The sequence below is a fragment of the Thermosipho melanesiensis BI429 genome (genome assembly GCF_000016905.1).
Taxonomy (GTDB): domain Bacteria; phylum Thermotogota; class Thermotogae; order Thermotogales; family Fervidobacteriaceae; genus Thermosipho; species Thermosipho melanesiensis.
In genome coordinates, this window is the sequence record NC_009616.1 from 968,218 (window position 1) to 991,110 (window position 22,893).

Consider the following 22,893-nt stretch of genomic DNA (forward strand, 5'->3'; position numbering starts at 1 on the left):
CACCTCCTACATTATATCTAAATAATAATTTATAAAATATCCACTTTTTTCCTGCCAAAATATTACTTTTGATTCAAGTTTTATCCCAAGAAATTTATATACAAGATCACCTATATCTAAAAACACCTTAATATCATAGCTTCTTTTTCTATCTAAGAATTTGTAAGCGGCTATATCCATTAATTTTTGAATTTTGGCTTTTTTTGAGTAATAATTTTTTTCAATGTTACTAACAATAAAGAATTTTTCATAATCGTAGAAGTATAATTTGAAATCTTCTGAAATATCTATTATCCATTCATCATTTATTTTATCATATTTTGCCGAATATTTTGTCAAAATTTTTTTAATATTTTCATATCCATCAGATAGTTTAAACAAAAAGGCAACGGAAACACTTGTAGAATCATCAACATCACCAACAACATAAAATGTTGAAGTGGAATTTGTTATTATATTTTCTGCTAATGTATAGAATTTTGTTAGATCTGTACTCTCAATAGTAAAAACCCAAGGTTCTATAATCTTTAGTGCTTCTTTGGAGTCTTCAACTGTTATACCCGCAAAATAATTTCCCAAAACGGGTATGTTTTCCATCAAGTCGTCTACAAGCGCACTTTTTTCATAATATTTATTTGTTTTTTGATGTACTTTAATTCTTAAAACGTTATCTTCTATTTTACCTGTAAAAAATAAATATTCTGTATTTACATTACTTGTCTCAACTGTAAATGGAAAATTTATTTTCAAAGCATTCCCTTTTGAATATCCAAAAATCCAATATTCTTTTTCTAAATTATTTAAAATGTTACTATTAGCAAATTGTAAATCTTTGTTGTTGTAGGTGGATATTAAATAATCAATAGTGGTTTTGCTGCCTGAGATTATGTAATAATCTTCGTATTGTCTTGCAAACAAAAAGTCACCAATTAAAAAAGTATCTTTATCAAGTGAAACCTTTTCGTCTAAAAGTTTTCCAAAATAATTTGAAACTTTTGTGGCATTTTTTGTCTCGAATATTATTGCGGAGTCTTTTGAAAGGTTTCTTAAGATGTCAAAGTAATAATTAACATCAAATGATAGCGTGTCATCTAGAACAATTTCTCCACCTTTGGACAAGAATAAGATATTTTTGGAAAAAATGTCTAAGAAAGTTTCCTTGTATATACCTTTTTCATATTCTAAATTTTCAAGGTAATTTAAAATATAATTTTCAAAAGAAAGTCCACTATCAGTTAGAATAAAATTAACAAAGGGGACTTTTTTTAAATCTTCATAAATATTTTTTGTGTCTTTAAATTGAATGAATAAATTATAGTCAAACGGTACAAAGTTTAAAATATTTGAAAATGAAAAAACAAAAAATAGTGAAAAGATAATTATCAAACTTTTCTTCATTTCAAATCCTCCCAGGCTTTTTTTACTATTTCTTCTATATTTATGTTTATATTTTCAAAGTTTATTGTTTCTTTAGAGTTTTTAAGGTACAAGAAATACTCAATGTTTCCATCTGTTCCTTTGATTTTAGAATAATCTAGGGAAATTGGCTTTAAACCATTAGCAATTGTGCTATTAATTACTTTTGTAATAACTTCTACATGTACTTTTGGATCTCGTACTATTCCGCCTTTTCCAACTTTGCTTTTTCCAGCTTCAAATTGAGGTTTAATTAATACAACTGCTTCTCCATCGTCTTTTAATATTTTTTTAATAGTTGGAAAGATTTTTGTTATTGATATAAATGAAACATCGCAAACTGCCAAGTCTACCTTTTCTTCCAAATCCAAATTTTTTGCGTTTGTTTTTTCAAGGACTATAGTTTTTTTGTTGTTTCTTATTTTCCAATGCAGTTGTCCATATCCCACATCTACACAATAGACCTTTTTTATACCATTTTGGAGTAGAAAATCTGTAAATCCACCTGTTGAAGCACCAATGTCACAAGCTATTTTATCTTTTATTTCAAACTTAAATGATTTATGTGCACCCTCTAGTTTGTAACCTCCTCGACTTACGTATTTCTCCTTTTGTTTAATTCTTATTGTTGCATTTATATCTACTAATTTCCCTACTTTATCTACCCGTTCTTCATTCACTATCACATTTCCAGACATAATGAGTCTTTTTGCTTTTTCCCTACTTTCTACCAATCCTTTTTTAACAAGTAATAAGTCTATTCTTTCCTTCACTTTATTAACCTCCAAGTGCCATCTAGGGTAAATATATAATATGCCTTATCATCATATAACAAATTTAAGTAGTTTTCAACTTTTAAATTTTTGAAATGGTAAAATGTACCATCGTACCATACACCTTTATACCTCGGCCTTATTACTATACCATTCACAAATTTTACATTTTCGCCATCAATAATAAAATCTCCTTTAATATTTCCAAGGCTTTCCATTTTTTTTGATATAATGTTTATCTTTAAAAGTTTTCCGTTGGAATTCACATAAAGAAAATCTTTTAATCCTACACCTAAGAGTTTTTCAAACTTTTGTGTGTATAAAATCCTTTTCTTTCTAATATCGAAAACTAAAACATCACCATTTACAAATGCCAATGCAAGTTTTTCGTTTTCCAAATACCAATCAAACGGTGTGTCAGGTAGTTGGTATTTCCAGGTTTTAGACAAATCAACTAAACTTCCATCAGAAAGAAGTGCCATCTTTTTAAATACATCTAAAACTACTTCACTGTTTTCAATTAATTGATTTTCATACCAATAATGTGAAGAAATAACTCTTTGTTTGTCAATGTATAGAGGAACTTCTGGAAAATCTATGGTTTTATCTTCAAAAATTATTTTTTCTCCATTGTATTTGTATTTACCGTAAACATATATGTCTTTTATAAAATTGGAAGTACTATCTAAAGTTATGTCTTTACCAACGTAGACAGTGTTACCGTTAAAATTATAGAATCCCTCTTTTAAGTATGAGATATCTTCTCCTATTTTTACTTTATATATTTTTTCTTTGCGCTTAATCAGAAAAGGTTTTATTTGGTTTTCAGCAATGTAATATTTTTCTTCTTCAGGGTCGTACGCTATGGATTTTTTTGGTAAATTAAATTTTTTGAATGTTTTATCCAAAATGCTAAACAAGTCATCTATCGAATATGAAAGTGATAAAAAATTATCAACTTTGTAGTCTTTGTAAATAATTTTCCAAGCTATTTTTCCCTCATGTTTTTTAATAAATATATAAATAGGTTCACCTATTCCTATTAAATAACCACGTTTGTAAAAGTATTCTTCTATTTTTGGTTTAAGTTCTAAAGGTCCTTCATAATACAACGAAACGACAGGTTGTTTAAACCAATCTTGGATTATTTTGCTAGCTTCTTCTGTAATGTTATCTCCAACAAAAAATATAACTCCACTTGCTTGGAGAGTAATACCCATTAAAATAACACTTTGTATAAGTATAAACCATGTGGCGGTGCCGTACCAGCCGCCTCTTGCCGCGAACGTGCTTCTAAAACTTTTTTTATTTTTTCCGGTGTCCATTGACCCAATCCCACCCTCACCAAACTTCCAACAATATTTCTTACCATACTCCTTAAAAAAGATCTTCCTTCCACTCTTATTAAAATTAATTCTTTTTTAACATTTAATATCCTTATCCTATAAACCGTCCTTATTGGATTTTTTTTATCATTCCCTTTTTTAAAAGAAGAAAAGTCATGTTCTCCTTCCAAATAACGCGCAGCTATTCTCATCGCCTCAATGTTTAATTTATATTTGAAATGCCAGACGTAATTTCTTTTGAAAACATCTTTTTCATTTGTAGATACAAGATAATGGTAAATTCTTTTTTTTGCTCTAAAACGTGGATTAAAATTTTTTTCCACTTCCCATGCTTTTTTGACATATATATCTTCTGGTAAGTTTGCATTTAATGCATTTTTAATGTCAATTGCAGCTAATCTGTCAATTGGACAATTAAATGCTGCAACTTGTCCGTTTGCATGAACTCCAGCATCTGTTCTTCCAGCACCTTGTGTAAAGATTCTTTCTTTGAAAATTCTTTCAAGTGCTTTTTCTAACTCACCTTGAACAGTTCTTACATTTGGTTGTCCTTGATAACCAAAGAAATTTGTTCCGTCGTATGAAAATTCAATAGCAAAACGTTTCATAAAGACATAATCCTCCCACCACCTGATTTTTTTGCGACTTTAAGTGCTTCTCTTGCTCTGTTTAATAATTCAAAGTATGAACCTTTATTTTCATCGTATGTTAGGCCAATACTTAACGTAATACCAAATTCTTCCGTAATACTTTCATAAAATTTTCCAAGGTACATTAAGGTTTTTAATTTTGTACTGTTAGGAAACAGAAAAATAAAGTTTTCACCGCTTATTTTGTAATAGAATATGTCTTTTCTTTCTTTGAAGTATTTTTCGACAAATTTGGAAATCATTTCTGCATATTCAGGTCCTTTTTCAAAGTTTATTGTATCAAAATTATCTATATCTAATATAGCTAGAACTACTTCTTCACTATTTTTAATCATAGAGTCGCAAAACCTTACAAATTCTGGATAAGATAAGTATTTTAGATTTTTAGAAATCCAGAATCTGGCATAAGGTGTCTTTTTAAGGAATTGATAAATAAACCAAGATAATACTTTTAAAAGTTTTAATTCATTTATAGATGGCCTTAAACCAGAAAGAGGTTTATCAAAACTTATATATCCAACTACTTGATTTTGTTCATTTAGTATTGGAACTAATAGAAGATCAAGGGGTTCCCAGCTATTTTCATAATCAAAGGTAAGATAATTTTCAAAGACATATGAAACATCTTCTTCTATGGAAATAGTGTTTTCTGGTATAAAGTAAACTCCTTCATTTTCAAATCTTTTTGAGAAGTAAACCATTGTTGAATCTATGGATACGTTACTGTTTTTCAGTTTTTCAAAAACGTCTTCCGGAATACCAGATTTTGCTATTCTAACAACCTTTTTATTTTCATTATCAAACAGACTCATCAAGGCAGCTTCAAAGCCTGCAATTTTGCATGATGTTTCCAAAATTTCCTCTAACCTTTTATCAAAATCTTCTACGTTATCTTCATAGACTAAGCTTATTAAGGTCATAAAATTTTCGTTTTCGCGATTTAATTTTGTTCTTTCTATTTTTTCAAAGAGAACAATGTTATACGATTTTACATATGATACAATGACAAAAAGGTAAAGAATGTAAGTGAAAATTAGCATAAAAAAAGGGAAAGATTTTATTTCAGAGAATATATATACGTTTGAAATTATCAACGAACCTATGAATATTAATAAGTAACTGTTTACGAGTGGATTGACAAGTTCTTTAAGCGTATTTATAGAGTAGATAAACATCCAAAAAAGATTTGCCAGAAGTGCTCCCAAGACAAAAAATGGAATCTTTAAATAATCGACATTTGCTAAATGGTAGAAAAATGTACCTAAAGATGTCATTAAAAAAGAGATTGAAAATCTTAAAATTTTCTTTTTCTTTGAAGTTATGAACCATATAACCGGTAAAATAACACTTACTGTCTCAGGTGTTATAAAAAGTAAAAAAGGAATGGTTACAAGTAAATCAAAAGAAAATGTAAACTTTGAAAGTTGTAGATCCATCAATCTAGATATAAAAATAGCGGTAATATAGCTTATTACAAAAAACCAAGATATGGAAAAAATAAACTTTCCAGACAAAAATAGCAAAAACACACCTATTAGAATTGAGAAAGTCACAAGATAAAAATTTTTATTTATAACCATCCCCCCTTTTTTATCCTTTTTATTTTACCATTTTTTTATTTAAATTTTGACAATTTTTCATTATAAAATAGAAAAAAGGTTGGTTAATATCTATTAACCAACCTTTTGAAATATTTAAATAATAATTACAATGATTTTACGTTATATTTTTGGATTAGTTTTTTGAAATCCTCTTTGATTTTAGTTATATCAAAATCAATTTTTTTCATACCATATTCTTGCATTACAAAAAGATAGGTTATTTCGTTTAAATCTTTTTCTTTTAAAGTATTAAGTAATTCATAAGGTGTTAGGTTTTTATATTTTTTAAAAATTTTGGCTCTTAAATATACGTACAGCCTTCTTGTTAAATTACTTTTATCATTTAATTTAATAATATCCTCGTATGTGTCTTTTGTGGACCATTTTGTATTGTTTTTAGATATTTTTGGGATTTTTTTCTTTCGTAGAAATCTTATTTGAAAGAGTGTTAATGCTAAAATTACTGTAAATATAATTTCAACAATTAAAATAAGAAGGTTTTTGGTGTGTTTAGATATAGTTGGTAAATTAATTGAGAGGTTATTGGGAGTTGATTCTGTTGTTTTTGTATTTGTAGTAGTTTGACTGTAAGAATCTTGAATGTTTACCTTAGGGTTGATGGAAAATGTAACTTTTTTTGAAAAAAGACCATATACTGATAAATAGAAAATAATTGCATAACCAAAAACAAATAATATTGTAAATAAGAGTTTTGCAGAGAAACTATTTGCAATCTTTAAAATAATATATACCCCAGAAATTCCTATGAAGAATAATAGCGAGTAAAAAACTTTGTCCCAGTTAATGGTTTCTTCTGGTTTTTGATTTTTTTCCACAGGTATTTTATTTTCAATTTCATTATTTTTTACAATAAAGTTTGTAGTTTTTTTTGATTCATAAATGGGATATTCTTTTCCTTTAAGCATGGAATATGGATTAAATATTGTGGGAATGAAAAGTAGTGGGATTAGAACTAATAACCAAAGTTTCTTTTTGTTCAAAGATAGTACAAATGTGAAAAATGAAGCAATAATAGCCATTTTTGTGGTATTAAAGAAAACACCAAAGATTAGAAAGATAAAGTAAACATATCTTATATCTTTCAGGATATCGAATAGACAGATAAAAATTATGGGTAAGGGATTTTTGAAAAGGACTATTGATAAAATGAAAGATAAAATGTAAAAATGTTTTTTTAGATAAAAAGAAAAAACTAGAGAGGTAATTATTATGAGAAAATAAAAATTAATTTCGTAAAAAGCGGTTAAAAATAAAAAGATGAACAATATGTTAATCAAATTAGCCCCTCCTGCAATAAATTGTTTTCGTCATATAGAACAATATGAACGTTATTTTCTCTTAGTACACCTATGTGTTTTTTTAGACGTTTTAATTCATAAGGTATTTCTAGAAAACTTTTGAATTTTTTTATATTTGTTCTTCTAAAGCCAAAGGGCATTACAAGTACTATTATTTTTGTGATAATTTCCCTTATTTTTAAAATTTCTTTTAAATCCTTCTCTCCTAAAAACATAGTTATTATTACCAGTGTGTCATTATATCTAATTTCTTTTTTTATCTCGTTGTAAATTTCATAGTTAAATTTGTACCCACCGTATGATGTGGCAAGTATTTCAAAACAGTCTATCCAATTTTCAAAGGAATTTTTTTTAATTCCTTTTGAGGAGTCAATAAACAATTTTAGAGGTATATTTCTACTTCCTACGTCTTTTATCATGCTGTTTAAAGCGTATATGCTATCTTCTACGTATTTTGGAAGAATGTATTTCCAAGCTTCCTTATTCTTTAAATCACTGTGGAGGTTTAAAAAACTAGAGAAAATAATTTTTCCTTGAGAAGTGTATTCGTAGTTTTTTACATATAAGTCATTGAGTTTTGCGGAAATTTTCCAATTTATTTTTCTTATAGGATCGTTTTGATATTTTCTAATACCTACAAAATAAGAAGTATCTTCTAATAACCTAATGTTAGATTTCAGGTTGGGAATTAAATCAAGTAATTCTTCTTTTCTAAAATTTACAGGTTCAAACTCTGGAAAAAATATAACTTCGATACCTTTTTCCAATTTCTTTATAAGATTAAACAAAAAGGTTTCATGTTTTAAAAATAGATAATTTATTTTTTTAATTCCCCTTTTGTTTGAGGTGTAGGTTAATGTTACTTTATCTTTTAGTGGAATTTTGGAGATGCCTATCTCTGGTATCGAAAGAAAGCATTCGAAATTTTGGTTTAAATAAACGGTTAATTTAACTTTTTCACCTATGAAAAATCTCGTGTTTGTTAGAGAAAAACTTACATCCAGTTTTTCTATATTCTTTTTAACTTTATGATAGTAAATCCACTCTAAAATAACTAAAAAATCTAAAAATATAACAAAACCATTTAGAGAAAAGCCGTTTAAGAAAATAATAATTACAGATAATATAATTAACTTAGTGTTGTTTGTTTCTATCATTATTTCACCACTTTTACAAAATCTAACACTTCATTTATAATATCAAACTTATTAACTTTTTTAATTTTTGCTTCTATATTTAAAAGAATTCTATGATTTAGTACAAATGGAGCTAAGGTTTTTACATCGTCTGGTAACACAAAATCCCTTCCGTTAAGATAGGCATATGATTTTGAAAGTTTCATAAGTGCTATTGAACCTCTAGGACTTGCCCCAACAAGTATATCTTTATGATTTCTGGTTGTTCTTACAATATCTACAATGTAATCTATAACATCTTCTGAAATTTTAACTTTTTTGATTTTTTTTCTATGTTCTAAGAACTCATTCATATCCATTACAGCAGATATATCTTCTATTGGATGATGATCAAGTTGCGATAATAGTATTTCTTTTTCTTCCATTTCGTTTGGATATCCCATGGAAAGTTTTACCATGAATCTGTCAAGTTGTGCTTCGGGTAAAGGGAATGTACCTTCTGATTCAATGGGATTTTGTGTTGCAATTACAAAGAATACATCTGGAAGGATATGAGTTACACCATCAACTGTTACTTGTTTTTCTGCCATAGATTCTAATAATGCGGATTGAGTTCTTGGAGTAGCCCTGTTAATTTCGTCTGCGAGTAATACATTTGTAAAAATTGGTCCTTCCTTAAATATAAATTCATTCTTTTCCTTTTTATATATATAAAGCCCTGTTAAGTCAGTAGGGAGAAGATCTGGTGTAAATTGTACACGTTTAAAGTCAAAGAAAAAGCTTTTTGAAATTGCCCTTGCTAACATGGTTTTTCCCACACCGGGAACGTCTTCTAATAAAACATGCCCCCCTGAGAAAAGAGCTGAAATAATTATTTTTATTTGATTTTCTTTTCCTTTTATTACATTTGATATATTTTTCACAATTTTGTTTGAAAATTCCAACATTATCCCCCCTTTCAACATAATAGGAAGCAGCATTTGCTGCTTCCTAAACTGCCTGGTCGATTTTTTTACCACTGTAAAGTGCCCCAGCTATACGCACCAGTTTCAAGTTCATGTTATTTTGTTGATAGGTCATAAAGCTCAGTAATTGTGCCATCTGCTCTTTTGTCATTATTGGGGTTTTTTGTTGGGAAACTGTTTTAGCAACTATCCGAGGAGTATATGATATATTACTAACTCCTGATATTCTCAAATTATCACCTCCTCAAGTTAATTATCGGAAATTATTCTTGAGAGTAAACTCCAGAGAAAATTATTCCAAGTCCTATGGAAAAAGATAATATAGAACTTCCCCCATAACTTACAAATGGTAGAGTTATTCCTGTTACTGGAAAGATATGACTTACCACTCCCATGTTTATAACTACATGAAATAACATTAATGTAGCGTATCCCCATATAAAATATCTCAAAAATTCATTATTAATTTCATCACTGATCTTTATAAGGCTACTAACAATGAATAAGTAACTGGATATAATAATTAGTATTCCAAAAAACCCCAGATTTTCACCTATAGTAGCAAGGATAAAATCCGATTCGGATTGAGGCACTAGGAAGTAGTATTTTCCAAGGGTTGGACCTGCACCTAATATTCCTCCATTTCCAATAGCTTCGTATGCTTTCTCTAATTGCCAATGCATTTCATTAGATAGGAAATCGTTTATTCTCTTTAATTGGTAATCATGAATTAATCCCACTTCTTTTGAGATAAATAACAATACGATTAGCAAAAAAGATAAAAAGATAATTTGAAACATCTTTACTCCACCAAAATACAAGAGAGTTATTGCAACTAAAACTATTAACATAGTAGTACTGAAATCTGGTTCAATAAATATTAAAAACAGTATCGGGCTGATTAGAATGAGAGGTTTTAATAATCCATACCAAATATGTTTCATTTTTTCTTTGTTATCTTTTATGTATAATGATAAAAAGTAAATTATGTATACTTTTGCAATTTCAGATGGTTGAAAGGTAAATGGAAAGTTTTCTATTTTAATCCATCTGTTTGCACCATTTCTTTCGTAAGAAAAAGGTCCCACTAGTGCTAACAGTAATAGGATGACTACTAAACCGTACAACCACCATAAAGTTTTTTTATTTTCTAGAAGTTCTATATTTAAAAAAAACGCCAAAAAACTTGAAACTATTATTCCCATGAGTATATAAACTATATATTTTCTAAAAAAGTGTTTTGTGCCAAGGTCGTAATAATCTCTTGCAAAGTCTATTGAATATAAGGCTACAGAGGCTATTATAAAAAGTGCAAAAATAGCTGTAAATAGAATCAAAGTGCTATATCTCATAAAATTCCTCCCAAAGCATTAAAAGCTCTGAAAAAAACATTGAAGAAAAATCCATACCTTTTTCGCTTAATCTGGTACCATCAAAAAATGTAAATTTTCTTTTTAAAGTATTTAAGATGTTTTCAATTTCAAAGTTAATATGCACCAATTTTTTATCTATTCCCCATTTTGTTCTGAGCATCATAAATATAGTTTCAAGTATTTCTTTTTCTTTTGTATTTTTCGACTGATATCCATAAGGAAATTTTCCATTTTTTAATTTTAAAAAGTAACTTTTGAAATCCGAAACGTTGTTGTATCTAAAATTATCAAAGTGTCCACCTGCTGATAGGCCAACACCTATATATTCTCTATTTGCCCAGTAAACCAGATTGTGTTTGCTATAGTTTTCGTTTAGCGCGAAATTTGATATTTCATATCTTTCATAGCCTTCTGTCTTTAAAAAGTCTAATAAAGCATCATGTCTTTCAAATGATTCATCTGGTATTTTTTTCATAATTTTTGATAGAAAAGTTCCTTCATGAATTTCGAGTAGGTAAACAGAGATATGCTTTGGATGTTCAAGCCTTATAAAATCAACAATTTTTTCAATACTTTTCCAAGATTCACCGGGTAGTCCTATTATAAAATCTACATTTATGTTATTAAATATTCCTTTTGCAATTTCATAAGCTTTGTATGCTTGATAGCTGTTATGTGTTCTACCAGCTCTCTTTAATACTGTATCATCAAGAGATTGTATTCCCAAGCTAATTCTATTAGTGCCTAAACTTTTATAAAAATATGCTTTTTCGCTATCAAAAGAATCTGGATTTACTTCTATTGTAAACTCCTCGAGTTGTAAGTATTTATTTAAAAACATTACCAGTTTCTCTATATAATGTTCGTTAATATAACTTGGTGTTCCTCCACCAATATACAATGTTTTTATGCCCTTTTCTAGATATTTTTCATATAGTTTTAGTTCAGTTATTAAAGCTTCTATGTAGTTTTCTACACTACCTTCTGTATAACTTACAAAATCGCAATAATAACACTTTTTTTTGCAGAAAGGTATGTGTATATATAATGAAATTTTGTTTAAATTACCAATTAAATCTGAAAGATATTTTTCCATCCCAAATTGTAATTTCTCCTTTCAAAGGAAATGTTATATATATTCCCGCAAAGTAATTTATACCAAATACGTTGTTCGTTGAAGAGTATATATATCCATATCCAAAACATTTTAATTTTTCAAAATTAAAGTGTTTTCTAATACCAATATTTAGATATATTTCGTTGAAATTTGAACCTAAACCTCCTAGGATTCCTTGTTCTAGAGAATTATCAAGTGGGTAAAAATATCCTAGAAAATATATTCCGTTTAAACTCAAAAAATAACCTGAATATTCCTTATATTTTACAAAAGTTCTATTTAATGAATATCCAAAGTCTTTTCCCTTTTTTAAAAATATGCTTCTGGTGTTTAAAGTTAAAGGTCCAATTGCGATAAAGAATTTTGATAAAGAAGTATAAAAGGCATAATCTTTGGATATAAAAAATTCCATGCTTTTAAAACTTGTTGGAATTTGTAGATTTTCATTCCCAATAGAGACATAAACCCCAAAATTTGTACCAAGAAAAAGACTTGCGGATACGTACTCCCTATTTTGAGGAAGTGTTACCTTTAGGAATCCAAGATTGTTTTCTTTGTAATAAGTGGTTGAGGTGGAGTATGAAAGGCCAATACTTACACCATCACCTAGTTCCATAAAGAAAGGAGGTGCGTTTAAGATAATGGTATTATCAAAAAGCATAAATTCCCCAGAAAATATTACTATTGAAACAATTCCAAGAAGTGTTATTAATAGTTTTTTCATCGTAATTCAGCGCAAGAAACCACATCTTCTTTAGGATGTGGAGGAAAGCGCGCTTCCCTCCTTTCCAACATTATTGTTTTTCCTTCTATACTCTTCCTCCTATAAGGGTAGTATTCTCCTGCATTACAAAAACTTTTGTTTGTATTCTCAGTCTCCTAACAATCTTTTGGCAATCTCGTTTGCCTTTTTTGCATCTGCTTTTCCCTTTGTTTGTTTCATTATTTGTCCAACAAAAAATCCCAATAATCCCTTCTTTCCGTTTTTATATGCATTAACTTTATCTTCATTTTCCGCCATTATTTTCTTTAACATATCTTCTATTAAAGATTCATCACCTATTACTTCTATTCCCTTTTCTTTTACTATTTCTTCCGGATTTTTACCAGTTTCAAATATTTCTTTGAATATTTCCTTTGCAATATTTCTTGTTATTTTTCCGCTAGAGATCAAATCAAACAATTCTTTAAAATGTTTTGGTTTTATCTTTAAATTTTCAAAAACCTCTTCAGGCGAGATATATTTTAAAAGTTCTGTTAGAAACCAATTTGAGGTTTCTTTTGGATTTTTCGTTTCTTTTACACATTCTTCGAAATAGTTTGCAAGATTTATGGAAGTGGTTAAAATTCCAGCTTCATAGTCTGTCAGTCCATATTGTATTTTAAATCTATTTATTTTTTCATCGGGTAATTCCGGTATTTTTTCAATAATTTTATTAATTTCTTCTTTTGGAATAACAACTGGTGGAATATCAGGTTCAGGAAAATATCTGTAATCATTTGCTTCTTCTTTGCTTCTCATAGAAATTGTCTTTTTTGATGCCAAATCCCATCCTCTTGTTTCTTTTACAACATTTTCTCCTTTTTTAAGGTGCTTTTTAATTCTATTAAATTCATATTCCAATGCTTTTTCAACGAATTTGAATGAGTTCATATTTTTTACTTCGACTTTGTTGCTTTGGACATTATTTTCCAAATCTATTACTGAAATATTAGCATCACATCTTAATGCTCCTTTTTCCATGTCTCCGGTACTTACACCTAAATATCTTAATATTTGTCTTAGTTTTTCCAAGAATTTCCTAGCTTCTTCAGGAGATTCTATATCTGGTTCTGTAACAATTTCTGCAAGTGGAACACCACATCTGTTCATATCAACTAATGTGCTTTCCGCTTGAGTTATCGTTTCTGATGAATGGAGAAGTTTCCCTGCATCTTCTTCAAGATGTATTCTATTTATTCTGATTTTTTTTCCATTAAGCTTCAAATAGCCATTTGTGGCGAGAGGATAAAAATATTGAGTAATCTGATATCCCTTTGGAAGGTCTGGATAAAAATAGTTTTTTCTATCAAATCTTGTAAATTCATGTATTTTACAATTTAAGGCGGCTGCAAGCAAAATACCAAATTCATACATTTGTTTTGAAGGGACTGGTAATGCACCAGGTTGTCCAGTACAAACAGGACATATTGCGTTATTTGGTTCAAGTTCAAAAACATCAGCAGGACAAGAACAAAAAGCTTTTGTTTTAGTATTAAGTTGGACGTGAATTTCTAATCCAATGACAGGTTTAAATCTCATTTTTTCGCCTCCCATGGAAAGACAATTGGTACATCTTTTTCAATAAAGTTTGCAAATCCCAAAACCTTTGCATCATCAAAACGTTTACCCATTATTTGCATTCCAACTGGCAAATTGTTTGAAAATCCAAATGGAATACTTATCGCAGGAAGACCTGCTAGATTTGCAGGTATTGTGAAAATGTCCATCATATAATACACTAATGGGTCTTTTACTTCACCAATTTTAAATGCGGTGATTGGGGAAGTTGGGGAAATTATGAAATCATATTTTTCGAGAAAACTGTTTATGGTGTTAGATATTAATCTTCGAACTTTTTGTGCTTTTTCAAAGTATGCGTCATAATATGCTGCACTTAAAGTAAATGTTCCCAGCATAATTCTTCTTATTACTTCTTCACCAAGTTGCTTCCTACTTTTTAGATAAGTTTCCAAAAGTCCTTCGCTTTTTATTCTATTGCCATATCTAATACCGTCAAAACGCGATAAATTTGAACTTACTTCAGCAGGTGCTATTATATAGTATGTAGCAACTACATATTTTAATTCTGGAAAAGATATTTTTTCTACTTTTATTCTCTTTTTTTCTAAGAATTTTATAAATTCTTCAAATTTTATTTTTATTCCTTCTTCTATACCTTCACCAAAAACTTCTTCGGGGTAAGCAACAGAGATATTAGAGAAATTTTCGTTTAATAAACTTTCAAAGTCTATATTCTTTTCAACAGTTGTTGAGTCGTTTTCATCTTTGCCTGAAATTATATTCATAATGTATGCGGCATCTCCTGATGATTTTGTGATAGGACCAATCTGGTCTAAAGAAGAGGCAAATGCTACAAGACCATATCTTGAAACTAAACCATAGGTTGGTTTAAATCCAACTACACCGCAAAATGCGGCAGGCTGTCGTATAGAACCTCCCGTATCACTCCCGAGAGCAGCGACTACCTCTCCACTAGCGACAGCTGCCGCAGATCCCCCACTACTCCCCCCGGCAACTCTTTCGTTATCCCAGGGATTTTTTGTGACAAAGAATGCAGAAAACTCCGTGCCTGTTCCCATTGCAAACTCATCTAGATTTGTTTTTCCAACAATTGCAAAATTATTTTTCTTTAACTTTTTTACTACAGTTGCATCAAAAGAAGGGACAAAATTTTCTAAAAGTTTTGACCCGCATGTTGTTTTTAGGCCTTTCGTAACGATGTTATCTTTTACGGCAATAGGAATAATGCCATTAGCATTTTCATTGATAGTTATAAAAGAGTTTATTTTATCATCAATGAGTTTAATCGTTTCTAGAGATTTTTTTACGTAAATTTCATCCTTGCGTTTTAATACATCTTTTATGGTAAGTTTTCTAAATTCGTTCAATTAAATCACCTCGTTTTTCTAAATTAATTCACAATTATTATATCATAAAGGTGTTTTTGTGTGTGGTAATTTTTTAAAGTCTTGACAAGATAAATTTGTGTGTTAAAATAAAATTCGGTCTGGGTGCGTAGCTCAGTGGGAGAGCGCTTCCTTGACGCGGAAGAGGTCGCAGGTTCAATCCCTGCCGCACCCACCAGTTATTGTTCTAGTTGGGGCGTCGTCTAACTGGCAGGACACTGGACTTTGGCTCCAGCAGTGTAGGTTCGAGTCCTACCGCCCCAGCCAGAGGGCTTGATGCCCTCTTTTTTTCTAAGTGACTGCTGCGAAACGCCATGAAGGTGTACGAAACAAAATGTTCACTTAATTTTCATGATAATTTATCTATAAAAGTTTATAATAAATTTTGTAAATGTATTGCGGCGTGGCTGAAACGAAAAAAATTTAGAGTTTTTGAAGGGAGGGTTTAGATGCCTACAATTAATCAGTTGGTAAGGCATGGTAGAAAAGTAATAAAGGAAAAATCAAAATCTCCAGCGTTGCAAGGTCATCCACAAAAGAGAGGAGTTTGTGTTAGGGTTTCAACAATGACTCCAAAAAAGCCAAACTCAGCTTTGAGAAAAATTGCAAGGGTAAGATTAAGTAATGGGATAGAAGTGACTGCGTATATTCCAGGTATAGGTCATAATTTGCAAGAACACTCTGTTGTATTGGTTAGAGGTGGAAGGGTTAAGGACTTACCAGGTATTAGGTATAAAATAATAAGAGGAGCGTTGGACACAGATGGTGTTGAAAATAGAAAACAATCAAGAAGTAAGTATGGAACAAAGAGACCTAAGAAATAAATTGGGAGGGAAATATAGATGAGAAGAAGAAGAGCGGAAATTAGAAAAGTTCCACCTGATCCAATTTATAATGATGTTTTGGTTTCAAAACTTATCAATAGAGTTATGTGGGATGGAAAGAAATCAATAGCACAAAAAATTGTATACAAAGCGATGGAAATATTGGCGGAAAAGACAAAAAAGGCTCCTTTAGAAGCTTTGCATCAAGCAATTGAGAATGTTAGGCCAATTGTAGAAGTAAGACCAAGGAGGGTTGGTGGGGCTACTTATCAAGTTCCAATTGAGGTACAAGAGCCAAGAAAAACTTCTTTGGCGTTAAGATGGATTGTTGAAGCTGCAAGAGCAAAAAAAGGCAGACCAATGGCAGAAAAACTTGGTGAGGAATTAGTCAATGCGTTTAACAATACAGGAACTGCTATTAAGAAAAAAGAAGATGTACACAGAATGGCCGAAGCTAACAGGGCATTTGCACATTTTAGATGGTAAGTAGGAGGAGAATATGAAGGAGATACAAGCGATATATGTTGACTTGAAAAAATTAAGAAATATAGGTATTATGGCACATATAGATGCTGGTAAAACTACTACTACCGAAAGGATTCTTTTCTATACTGGTAGAAAGCATAATATTGGTAGTGTTGACGATGGTACAGCAACTATGGACTGGATGGTTCAGGAAAAAGAAAGAGGTATTACCATCGTATCAGCAGCTACTACATGTATGTGGAAAGACCATCGTATAAACATTATAGATACACCTGGACACGTTGATTTTACAATTGAGGTGGAGAGAGCTTTAAGAGTTTTGGATGGTGCTATTGCTGTTTTTGACGCAGCAGCTGGTGTTGAACCACAATCTGAAACTGTTTGGAGACAAGCAGATAAGTACAATGTTCCACGTATCGCTTTTATGAATAAAATGGATAAAATCGGTGCAGATTTTGATATGGCAGTAAAGTCCATGGAGAAAAAGTTAAAAGCAAATCCTATTCCCGTTCAAATGCCAATGGGAGCAGAAGATTCCTTCGAAGGTGTTATTGATTTAATAGAGATGAAAGCCATTAGATGGCTTGATGTAGAGGGAACAGAAATGGTTTACGAGGAAATACCAGAAAAGTATTTAGCAAAAGCGGAAGAAATGAGAGAGGATTTACTCGAAAAGTTAGCTGAACTTGATGATGAAATAATGGAAATGTACTTGGAAGGCGAGGAAATTTCAAATGAATTAATTAAAAAGGCATTAAGGGAGGCTACACTTGAGAACAAGGCTACCCCTGTTTTTTGTGGTTCTGCAAAGATGAATAGAGGTGTACAACCATTGTTAGATGGTGTTTTAGAATATTTACCATCACCTCTTGATATGCCACCTGTAAAAGGATGGAATAGCGATGGTGAGGAAATAGAAGTTCTTCCTGATGAAAATGAACCATTTACAGCACTTGCGTTTAAAATCCAAGCAGATCCTTATGTAGGAAAATTAACTTTCTTTAGAGTTTATAGTGGAAGGCTTGAGAAGGGGAGTTATGTATATAATTCTACAAAAGGTAAAAAAGAAAGGATTTCAAGACTTATATTTATGCACGCAGATAAGAGAGAAGATGTTGAATATGTTAGGGCAGGAGATATTGTTGCTGCAATTGGGTTAAAAGACACAAAAACAGGAGATACATTATGCGATGAGAAAAGGCCCGTTATTTTGGAAAAAATGGAATTTCCAGAACCAGTTATATCAATTGCTATTGAACCTGAAACAAAGAAAGATCAAGACAAATTGTCAAAAGCATTAACACTTTTAAGCGATGAAGATCCATCTTTTAGAGCATATGTTGATAATGAAACAGGAGAAACTATTATTTCAGGAATGGGAGAACTTCATCTTGAAATAATAGTAGATAGATTAAAGCGTGAATTTAACACAAATGTAAGAGTAGGGCAACCACAAGTTGCATACAGGGAGACTATTCAAGTTCCGGCTGAAGCAGAAGGAAAATATATTAGACAAAGCGGTGGAAGAGGTCAATATGGACATGTTGTTATGAGATTTGAACCTATAGATTTGAGTAAAACATTTGAGTTTGAAGATAGAATAGTTGGTGGTGTTATACCAAAAGAATATATTCCAGCTGTTGAAGAAGGTGTTAGAGAAGCAGCTCAAAGTGGGTATTTGTCTGGATATCCAATGGTTGGTATAAAGGCTATACTCCTTGATGGTTCTTATCACGAGGTTGATTCATCTGAAATGGCATTTAAAATTGCTGCGAGTATGGCTTTTAAAGAAGCAGTAAAAAAAGCTCAACCTGTGCTTTTAGAACCTGTAATGAGTGTGGAGATTACTACACCTGAGGAATATATGGGAAACATTATAGCGGATCTTAATTCGAGGCGTGCTCATGTGGAATCTTTGGACTCAAGAGGTCATTTGAGAATAATAAAAGCATTAGTACCGTTATCTGAAATGTTTGGGTATGCAACAGATTTGAGATCACAATCTCAAGGTAGGGCAACATACACCATGGTACTTGCAAAATATGCCAAGGTGCCTGATAAGATAGCAGAAAGGATAATCTCTAAATAATAAGTTATCCACAAAGGATAAAGGAGGGTAAATTATGGCAAAAGAAAAGTTTGTGAGAAGTAAACCACACCTTAATGTTGGTACAATTGGACACATTGACCATGGTAAGACAACATTAACTGCAGCAATTACAAAGTATTTATCATTGTTTGGAAGAGCAGACTATACACCATATGAACAAATCGATAAAGCTCCAGAAGAAAAAGAGAGAGGAATTACAATTAACATTGCACACATTGAGTACGAAACAGAGAAGAGACACTATGCACACATTGATTGTCCAGGTCACGCAGACTATATTAAAAACATGATTACTGGTGCTGCACAAATGGATGGTGCAATTCTTGTCGTGGCAGCAACGGATGGACCAATGCCACAAACAAGAGAACACGTTCTTCTTGCAAGACAAGTTAATGTTCCTGCAATGATTGTTTTCATTAACAAAACAGATATGGTTGACGATGAAGAATTAGTCGACCTTGTTGAAATGGAAGTAAGAGAGCTTCTCAATAAATACGAATTCCCAGGTGATGATTTACCAGTTATAAGAGGTTCTGCACTAAAGGCTGTCGAAGCATCAAATGATCCTAACGATGAGGCGTATGCGCCAATTAAAGAACTTCTTGATACTATGGATGAATACTTCCCAGAACCACAAAGGGAAACAGATAAACCATTCTTAATGCCAGTTGAAGATGTATTTTCCATCACAGGTAGGGGAACGGTTGTTACGGGAAGAATTGAACGTGGTGTAATTAGACCAGGTGATGAAGTAGAAATTGTTGGAATGAGCTACGAAGTAAATAAAACAGTTGTAACAAGTGTTGAAATGTTTAGAAAGATTCTCGATGAAGGTCTTGCAGGTGACAATGTTGGTTGTTTGTTAAGAGGTATTGACAAAGATGAAGTAGAAAGAGGTCAAGTTCTTGCAAAACCAGGTTCTATAACACCACATACAACATTCAAAGCACAAGTTTACGTTTTGAAGAAAGAAGAAGGAGGAAGACATACTCCATTCCAAAAAGGTTACAAACCACAATTCTTTATTAGAACCGCAGATGTTACTGGTGAATTGATAGAATTCCCAGCAGGTGTTGAAATGGTTATGCCTGGAGATAACGTAGAAATGACAATTAAGCTTATTTACCCAGTAGCTATTGAAGAAGGAATGAGATTTGCTATTCGTGAAGGTGGAAGAACAGTTGGTGCAGGTGTCGTAACAGCAATTGTAGAGTAATTATAAATTTTGGAGAGGGGGGTAACCCCCTTTCTTCCTGAAATAAAAAGGGAGGGAACAAAATGCCAGGACAGAAGATAAGAATAAGGTTGAAGGCATATGATCATAAATTATTAGATGAATCTGCAAAGAAAATTGTTGAAGTAGTAAAACAAACAAATGCAAAGGTATCCGGGCCAGTACCATTGCCAACTGAAAGAACGTTATACGTTGTGTTAAGGTCACCATTAAAACATAAAGATTCAAGAGAACAATTTGAAAAAAGAGTACACAAGAGAATGATAGATATTTTGGAACCATCACCAAAGACTATTGATGCGCTTATGAAAATAAATCTTCCTGCTGGAGTTGACGTTGAAATCAACTTGTGATTCAAACTTGGAGGTGCTAGTCATGAAAATGATAATTGGAAGAAAATTAGGGATGACGCGAGTTTTTGTAGGAGATAAGGTTGTTCCTGTTACAGTTATAAAAGCTGGGCCATGCTTTGTAGTACAAAAAAAGACAATTGAAACAGATGGATATAATGCAGTACAATTAGGTTTTGAAGAGGCAAAAAAGGTAAATAAGCCTATGGAAGGTGTTTTTAAAAAGGCAGGAGTAAACCCTTTAAAGGTTTTAAAAGAATTTAGAGTAGAAGATCCAGACAAATTTGAAGTAGGCCAAGAAATAAAGGTTGATATTTTTTCAGAAGGTGATAAGATAGATATTACAGGATGGTCCAAAGGTAGAGGATTTGCCGGTGCAATGAAAAGATGGGGATTTAGAGGCGGGCCAAAGTCTCATGGTGCGAAATTCCATAGAGAATTAGGTTCGGTTGGTCAACATTCAGAACCTGCAAGAATTTTCAAAGGTAAAAAGATGCCGGGACAATACGGTAACGAACGTGTAACAATTTTAAACTCAGAAATTGTTAAAATAGATGTTGAAAATAATTTAATAGCGGTTAAAGGTGGCGTCCCAGGAGCGAGAGGCGGCCTTGTCCTCATTAAAAGCGCAAAAAGGGGATAAGAGCAAGCCTCGAAAATGAAAAAAGGAGGCATTGGGGATGGCAAAAGTTGATTTATTCAATATTAAAGGTGAAAACATCGGAACAGTTGAATTAAAAGAGGAAGTTTTTGCAATTGAGCCAAATCAAGATGTCATGTGGCGTTATATCGACATGCAACTTACAAATTCAAGAGCAGGAACTGCATCCACAAAGACACGTGGAGAAGTTTCTGGTGGTGGAAGAAAACCTTGGATTCAAAAGCACACAGGAAGAGCAAGGCAAGGTTCAATTAGAGCTCCTCATTGGAGACATGGTGGAGTTGCTCATGGTCCGAAACCAAGGGTATATTTTAAAAGATTAAACAAAAAAATGAAGAGACTTGCTTTAAAATCTGCATTGTCTTTAAGATTAAAAGAGAATAACTTAGTGGTGGTTGACGATATTAAATTTGAAAAGCCAAGAACAAAAGACTTGAGGGAAGTTTTGAAAAACTTGGGACTTGAAAATCAAAAAGTTTTAATAGTACTTCCAAAAAAAGAAAGTGAGTATGAGAATGTAAAAATTTCTGGACGAAATATTCCTGGTGTAAAAGTTTTGATTGCCGATAATCCAGGAGTAGATAGAGTAAATATTGATGGTTTAAACGTTTACGATATTTTAAACCATGATAAACTTGTGCTCCTCCAGGGTACCGTCCAGAAGATTGAGGAGGTGCTCGGATAATGAAAAACCACGCAGATATTATTATAAGACCAATTATAAGTGAAAAAGCCTATTATGCAAGAGAAGATAGAAAATATGTTTTTGAAGTTGCAAAAGATGCTAATAAACCACAAATAAAGGAAGCAATAGAAAAATTATTTAACGTTAAAGTGGAAAAAGTTAATGTAATTAATGTAAAACCAAAGCCAAAAAGAGATTTAAGAAGAGGGGCAATGGCAAGACAAGGATATACAAAATCTTGGAAAAAAGCTATAGTAACACTTAAAGAAGGTTATACGATTAAAGAATTAGAAGGAGAACATTAAAAGGGGTGAAAACTGATGGGTCTTAAAAGATTTAAACCAACAAGCCCTGCTAGAAGACAGATGATAATACCGGATTTTTCTGAAATAACGAAGAAAGAACCAGAAAAATCTTTAATTGCACCACTTAAGAAAACGGGTGGTAGGAATAGTTATGGTAGAGTTACAGTAAGGTTTAGAGGTGGAGGACATAAAAGAAAATATAGGATAATTGATTTTAAAAGGGATAAAGTTGGTATACCAGCGAAAGTTGTATCTATAGAGTATGATCCGAATAGGACTGCCAGAATAGCTTTACTTGTGTACGCCGATGGTGAAAAAAGATATATTCTTGCACCGCAGGATTTGAATGTTGGAGATATGGTAATGAATGGACCTGATGCAGAAATAAAGCCGGGAAATGCGTTACCATTAGAAAATATTCCTGTAGGTACAGTTATTCATAACGTAGAATATATTCCTGGAAAAGGTGGACAAATAGCGAGGTCTGCGGGTACTTCTTGCCAGCTTATGGCGAAAGAAGGAAAATATGCGTTATTGAGAATGCCATCTGGTGAATTAAGAAAAGTACCTGTAAAGTGTTATGCAACCATTGGTGTTGTAGGCAATGAGGATCACAAAAACGAAGTTGATGGTAAAGCTGGTAGGGTAAGATGGAAAGGAAGAAAACCTCATGTTAGAGGTGTTGCTATGAACCCAGTTGATCACCCACATGGCGGTGGTGAAGGCAGAGGAAAAGGGCACCATCCACAAAGTCCATGGGGTCAATTGGCAAAGGGTTATAAAACTAGAAGAGGAAAAAAAGCTTCAGATAAATTGATTGTTAGAAGAAGAAATGGTTAATGAGGAGGTGCA

The 22,893-nt window shown here is 31.6% G+C and carries 23 protein-coding genes and 2 tRNA genes; 11 read left to right on the forward strand and 14 right to left on the reverse strand.

The window, feature by feature from the left end:
- Positions 1–6: 6 nt before the first annotated feature.
- The 14 genes from TMEL_RS04870 to gatA form a co-directional block, all read right to left on the reverse strand.
- On the reverse strand, positions 7–1,398 hold the full coding sequence (locus TMEL_RS04870; protein WP_012057156.1) for a hypothetical protein: 1,392 nt from the start codon (positions 1,396–1,398) through the stop codon (positions 7–9).
- Positions 1,395–2,189, reverse strand: a complete 795-nt coding sequence (locus TMEL_RS04875) for a TlyA family RNA methyltransferase (RefSeq protein WP_012057157.1) — start codon at positions 2,187–2,189, stop codon at positions 1,395–1,397. Before TMEL_RS04875 ends, TMEL_RS04870 begins: the two co-directional genes overlap by 4 nt.
- Positions 2,186–3,409 (reverse strand): hypothetical protein, encoded by a 1,224-nt coding sequence (locus TMEL_RS04880; protein ID WP_012057158.1) that lies wholly within the window; start codon positions 3,407–3,409, stop codon positions 2,186–2,188. The genes TMEL_RS04875 and TMEL_RS04880 overlap by 4 nt, the downstream gene beginning before the upstream one ends.
- Positions 3,409–4,143 carry a tRNA pseudouridine(38-40) synthase TruA gene (truA, locus tag TMEL_RS04885; protein WP_012057159.1) on the reverse strand — a complete coding sequence of 245 codons (735 nt, stop codon included), beginning with the start codon at positions 4,141–4,143 and terminating at the stop codon, positions 3,409–3,411. The genes TMEL_RS04880 and truA overlap by 1 nt, the downstream gene beginning before the upstream one ends.
- The gene (locus tag TMEL_RS04890; protein WP_012057160.1) at positions 4,140–5,765 is read right to left on the reverse strand and encodes a nucleotidyl cyclase domain-containing protein; all 1,626 of its coding nucleotides are present in this window, start codon (positions 5,763–5,765) and stop codon (positions 4,140–4,142) included. The genes truA and TMEL_RS04890 overlap by 4 nt, the downstream gene beginning before the upstream one ends.
- A 125-nt stretch (positions 5,766–5,890) precedes the next feature.
- Positions 5,891–7,084 (reverse strand): hypothetical protein, encoded by a 1,194-nt coding sequence (locus TMEL_RS04895; RefSeq protein WP_012057161.1) that lies wholly within the window; start codon positions 7,082–7,084, stop codon positions 5,891–5,893.
- Positions 7,081–8,262: a DUF58 domain-containing protein gene (locus TMEL_RS04900; RefSeq protein WP_012057162.1), complete on the reverse strand. Its 1,182-nt coding sequence runs from the start codon at positions 8,260–8,262 to the stop codon at positions 7,081–7,083. Before TMEL_RS04900 ends, TMEL_RS04895 begins: the two co-directional genes overlap by 4 nt.
- On the reverse strand, positions 8,262–9,188 hold the full coding sequence (locus TMEL_RS04905; protein ID WP_012057163.1) for an AAA family ATPase: 927 nt from the start codon (positions 9,186–9,188) through the stop codon (positions 8,262–8,264). Before TMEL_RS04905 ends, TMEL_RS04900 begins: the two co-directional genes overlap by 1 nt.
- A 43-nt stretch (positions 9,189–9,231) precedes the next feature.
- The gene (locus TMEL_RS04910) at positions 9,232–9,438 is read right to left on the reverse strand and encodes a hypothetical protein (RefSeq protein WP_012057164.1); all 207 of its coding nucleotides are present in this window, start codon (positions 9,436–9,438) and stop codon (positions 9,232–9,234) included.
- Between the two features lie 31 nt (positions 9,439–9,469).
- Positions 9,470–10,558, reverse strand: a complete 1,089-nt coding sequence (locus TMEL_RS04915; protein ID WP_012057165.1) for an FtsW/RodA/SpoVE family cell cycle protein — start codon at positions 10,556–10,558, stop codon at positions 9,470–9,472.
- Positions 10,548–11,675, reverse strand: coding sequence for a radical SAM family heme chaperone HemW (gene hemW, locus TMEL_RS04920; protein WP_012057166.1), 1,128 nt, complete (start codon positions 11,673–11,675; stop codon positions 10,548–10,550). Before hemW ends, TMEL_RS04915 begins: the two co-directional genes overlap by 11 nt.
- Entirely contained in the window at positions 11,644–12,420 is a 777-nt protein-coding gene (locus tag TMEL_RS04925) for a hypothetical protein (protein ID WP_041426000.1), read from the reverse strand. The genes hemW and TMEL_RS04925 overlap by 32 nt, the downstream gene beginning before the upstream one ends.
- A gap of 147 nt (positions 12,421–12,567) precedes the next feature.
- Entirely contained in the window at positions 12,568–13,998 is a 1,431-nt protein-coding gene (gene gatB / locus TMEL_RS04930; RefSeq protein WP_012057168.1) for an Asp-tRNA(Asn)/Glu-tRNA(Gln) amidotransferase subunit GatB, read from the reverse strand.
- Positions 13,995–15,368 (reverse strand): Asp-tRNA(Asn)/Glu-tRNA(Gln) amidotransferase subunit GatA, encoded by a 1,374-nt coding sequence (gene gatA, locus TMEL_RS04935; protein ID WP_012057169.1) that lies wholly within the window; start codon positions 15,366–15,368, stop codon positions 13,995–13,997. The genes gatB and gatA overlap by 4 nt, the downstream gene beginning before the upstream one ends.
- A gap of 121 nt (positions 15,369–15,489) precedes the next feature.
- Between gatA and TMEL_RS04940 the strand changes: the two genes are divergently transcribed.
- The 11 genes from TMEL_RS04940 (at position 15,490) to rplB (ending at position 22,881) form a co-directional block, all read left to right on the forward strand.
- Positions 15,490–15,564, forward strand: a tRNA-Val gene (locus TMEL_RS04940).
- 14 nt (positions 15,565–15,578) lie between these two features.
- Positions 15,579–15,653, forward strand: a tRNA-Gln gene (locus tag TMEL_RS04945).
- Between the two features lie 182 nt (positions 15,654–15,835).
- Positions 15,836–16,210 carry a 30S ribosomal protein S12 gene (gene rpsL, locus TMEL_RS04950; RefSeq protein ID WP_012057170.1) on the forward strand — a complete coding sequence of 125 codons (375 nt, stop codon included), beginning with the start codon at positions 15,836–15,838 and terminating at the stop codon, positions 16,208–16,210.
- An 18-nt stretch (positions 16,211–16,228) separates the two neighbouring features.
- Positions 16,229–16,696 carry a 30S ribosomal protein S7 gene (rpsG, locus tag TMEL_RS04955; RefSeq protein ID WP_012057171.1) on the forward strand — a complete coding sequence of 156 codons (468 nt, stop codon included), beginning with the start codon at positions 16,229–16,231 and terminating at the stop codon, positions 16,694–16,696.
- Positions 16,697–16,709: 13 nt separating this feature from the next.
- Positions 16,710–18,785, forward strand: coding sequence for an elongation factor G (fusA, locus tag TMEL_RS04960; RefSeq protein ID WP_012057172.1), 2,076 nt, complete (start codon positions 16,710–16,712; stop codon positions 18,783–18,785).
- A 34-nt stretch (positions 18,786–18,819) separates the two neighbouring features.
- A complete protein-coding gene (tuf, locus tag TMEL_RS04965; protein WP_012057173.1) occupies positions 18,820–20,022 on the forward strand; it encodes an elongation factor Tu in 1,203 nt (400 codons plus the stop codon).
- Positions 20,023–20,084: 62 nt separating this feature from the next.
- Positions 20,085–20,393 (forward strand): 30S ribosomal protein S10, encoded by a 309-nt coding sequence (gene rpsJ, locus TMEL_RS04970; protein ID WP_012057174.1) that lies wholly within the window; start codon positions 20,085–20,087, stop codon positions 20,391–20,393.
- 22 nt (positions 20,394–20,415) lie between these two features.
- Entirely contained in the window at positions 20,416–21,033 is a 618-nt protein-coding gene (gene rplC, locus TMEL_RS04975; RefSeq protein WP_012057175.1) for a 50S ribosomal protein L3, read from the forward strand.
- Between the two features lie 37 nt (positions 21,034–21,070).
- Entirely contained in the window at positions 21,071–21,736 is a 666-nt protein-coding gene (gene rplD, locus TMEL_RS04980) for a 50S ribosomal protein L4 (RefSeq protein ID WP_012057176.1), read from the forward strand.
- Complete coding sequence (gene rplW / locus TMEL_RS04985; RefSeq protein ID WP_012057177.1) at positions 21,736–22,041, forward strand: 50S ribosomal protein L23; 306 nt, start codon at positions 21,736–21,738, stop codon at positions 22,039–22,041. Before rplD ends, rplW begins: the two co-directional genes overlap by 1 nt.
- Positions 22,042–22,056: 15 nt before the next feature.
- A complete protein-coding gene (gene rplB, locus TMEL_RS04990; protein ID WP_012057178.1) occupies positions 22,057–22,881 on the forward strand; it encodes a 50S ribosomal protein L2 in 825 nt (274 codons plus the stop codon).
- Positions 22,882–22,893 lie beyond the last annotated feature (12 nt).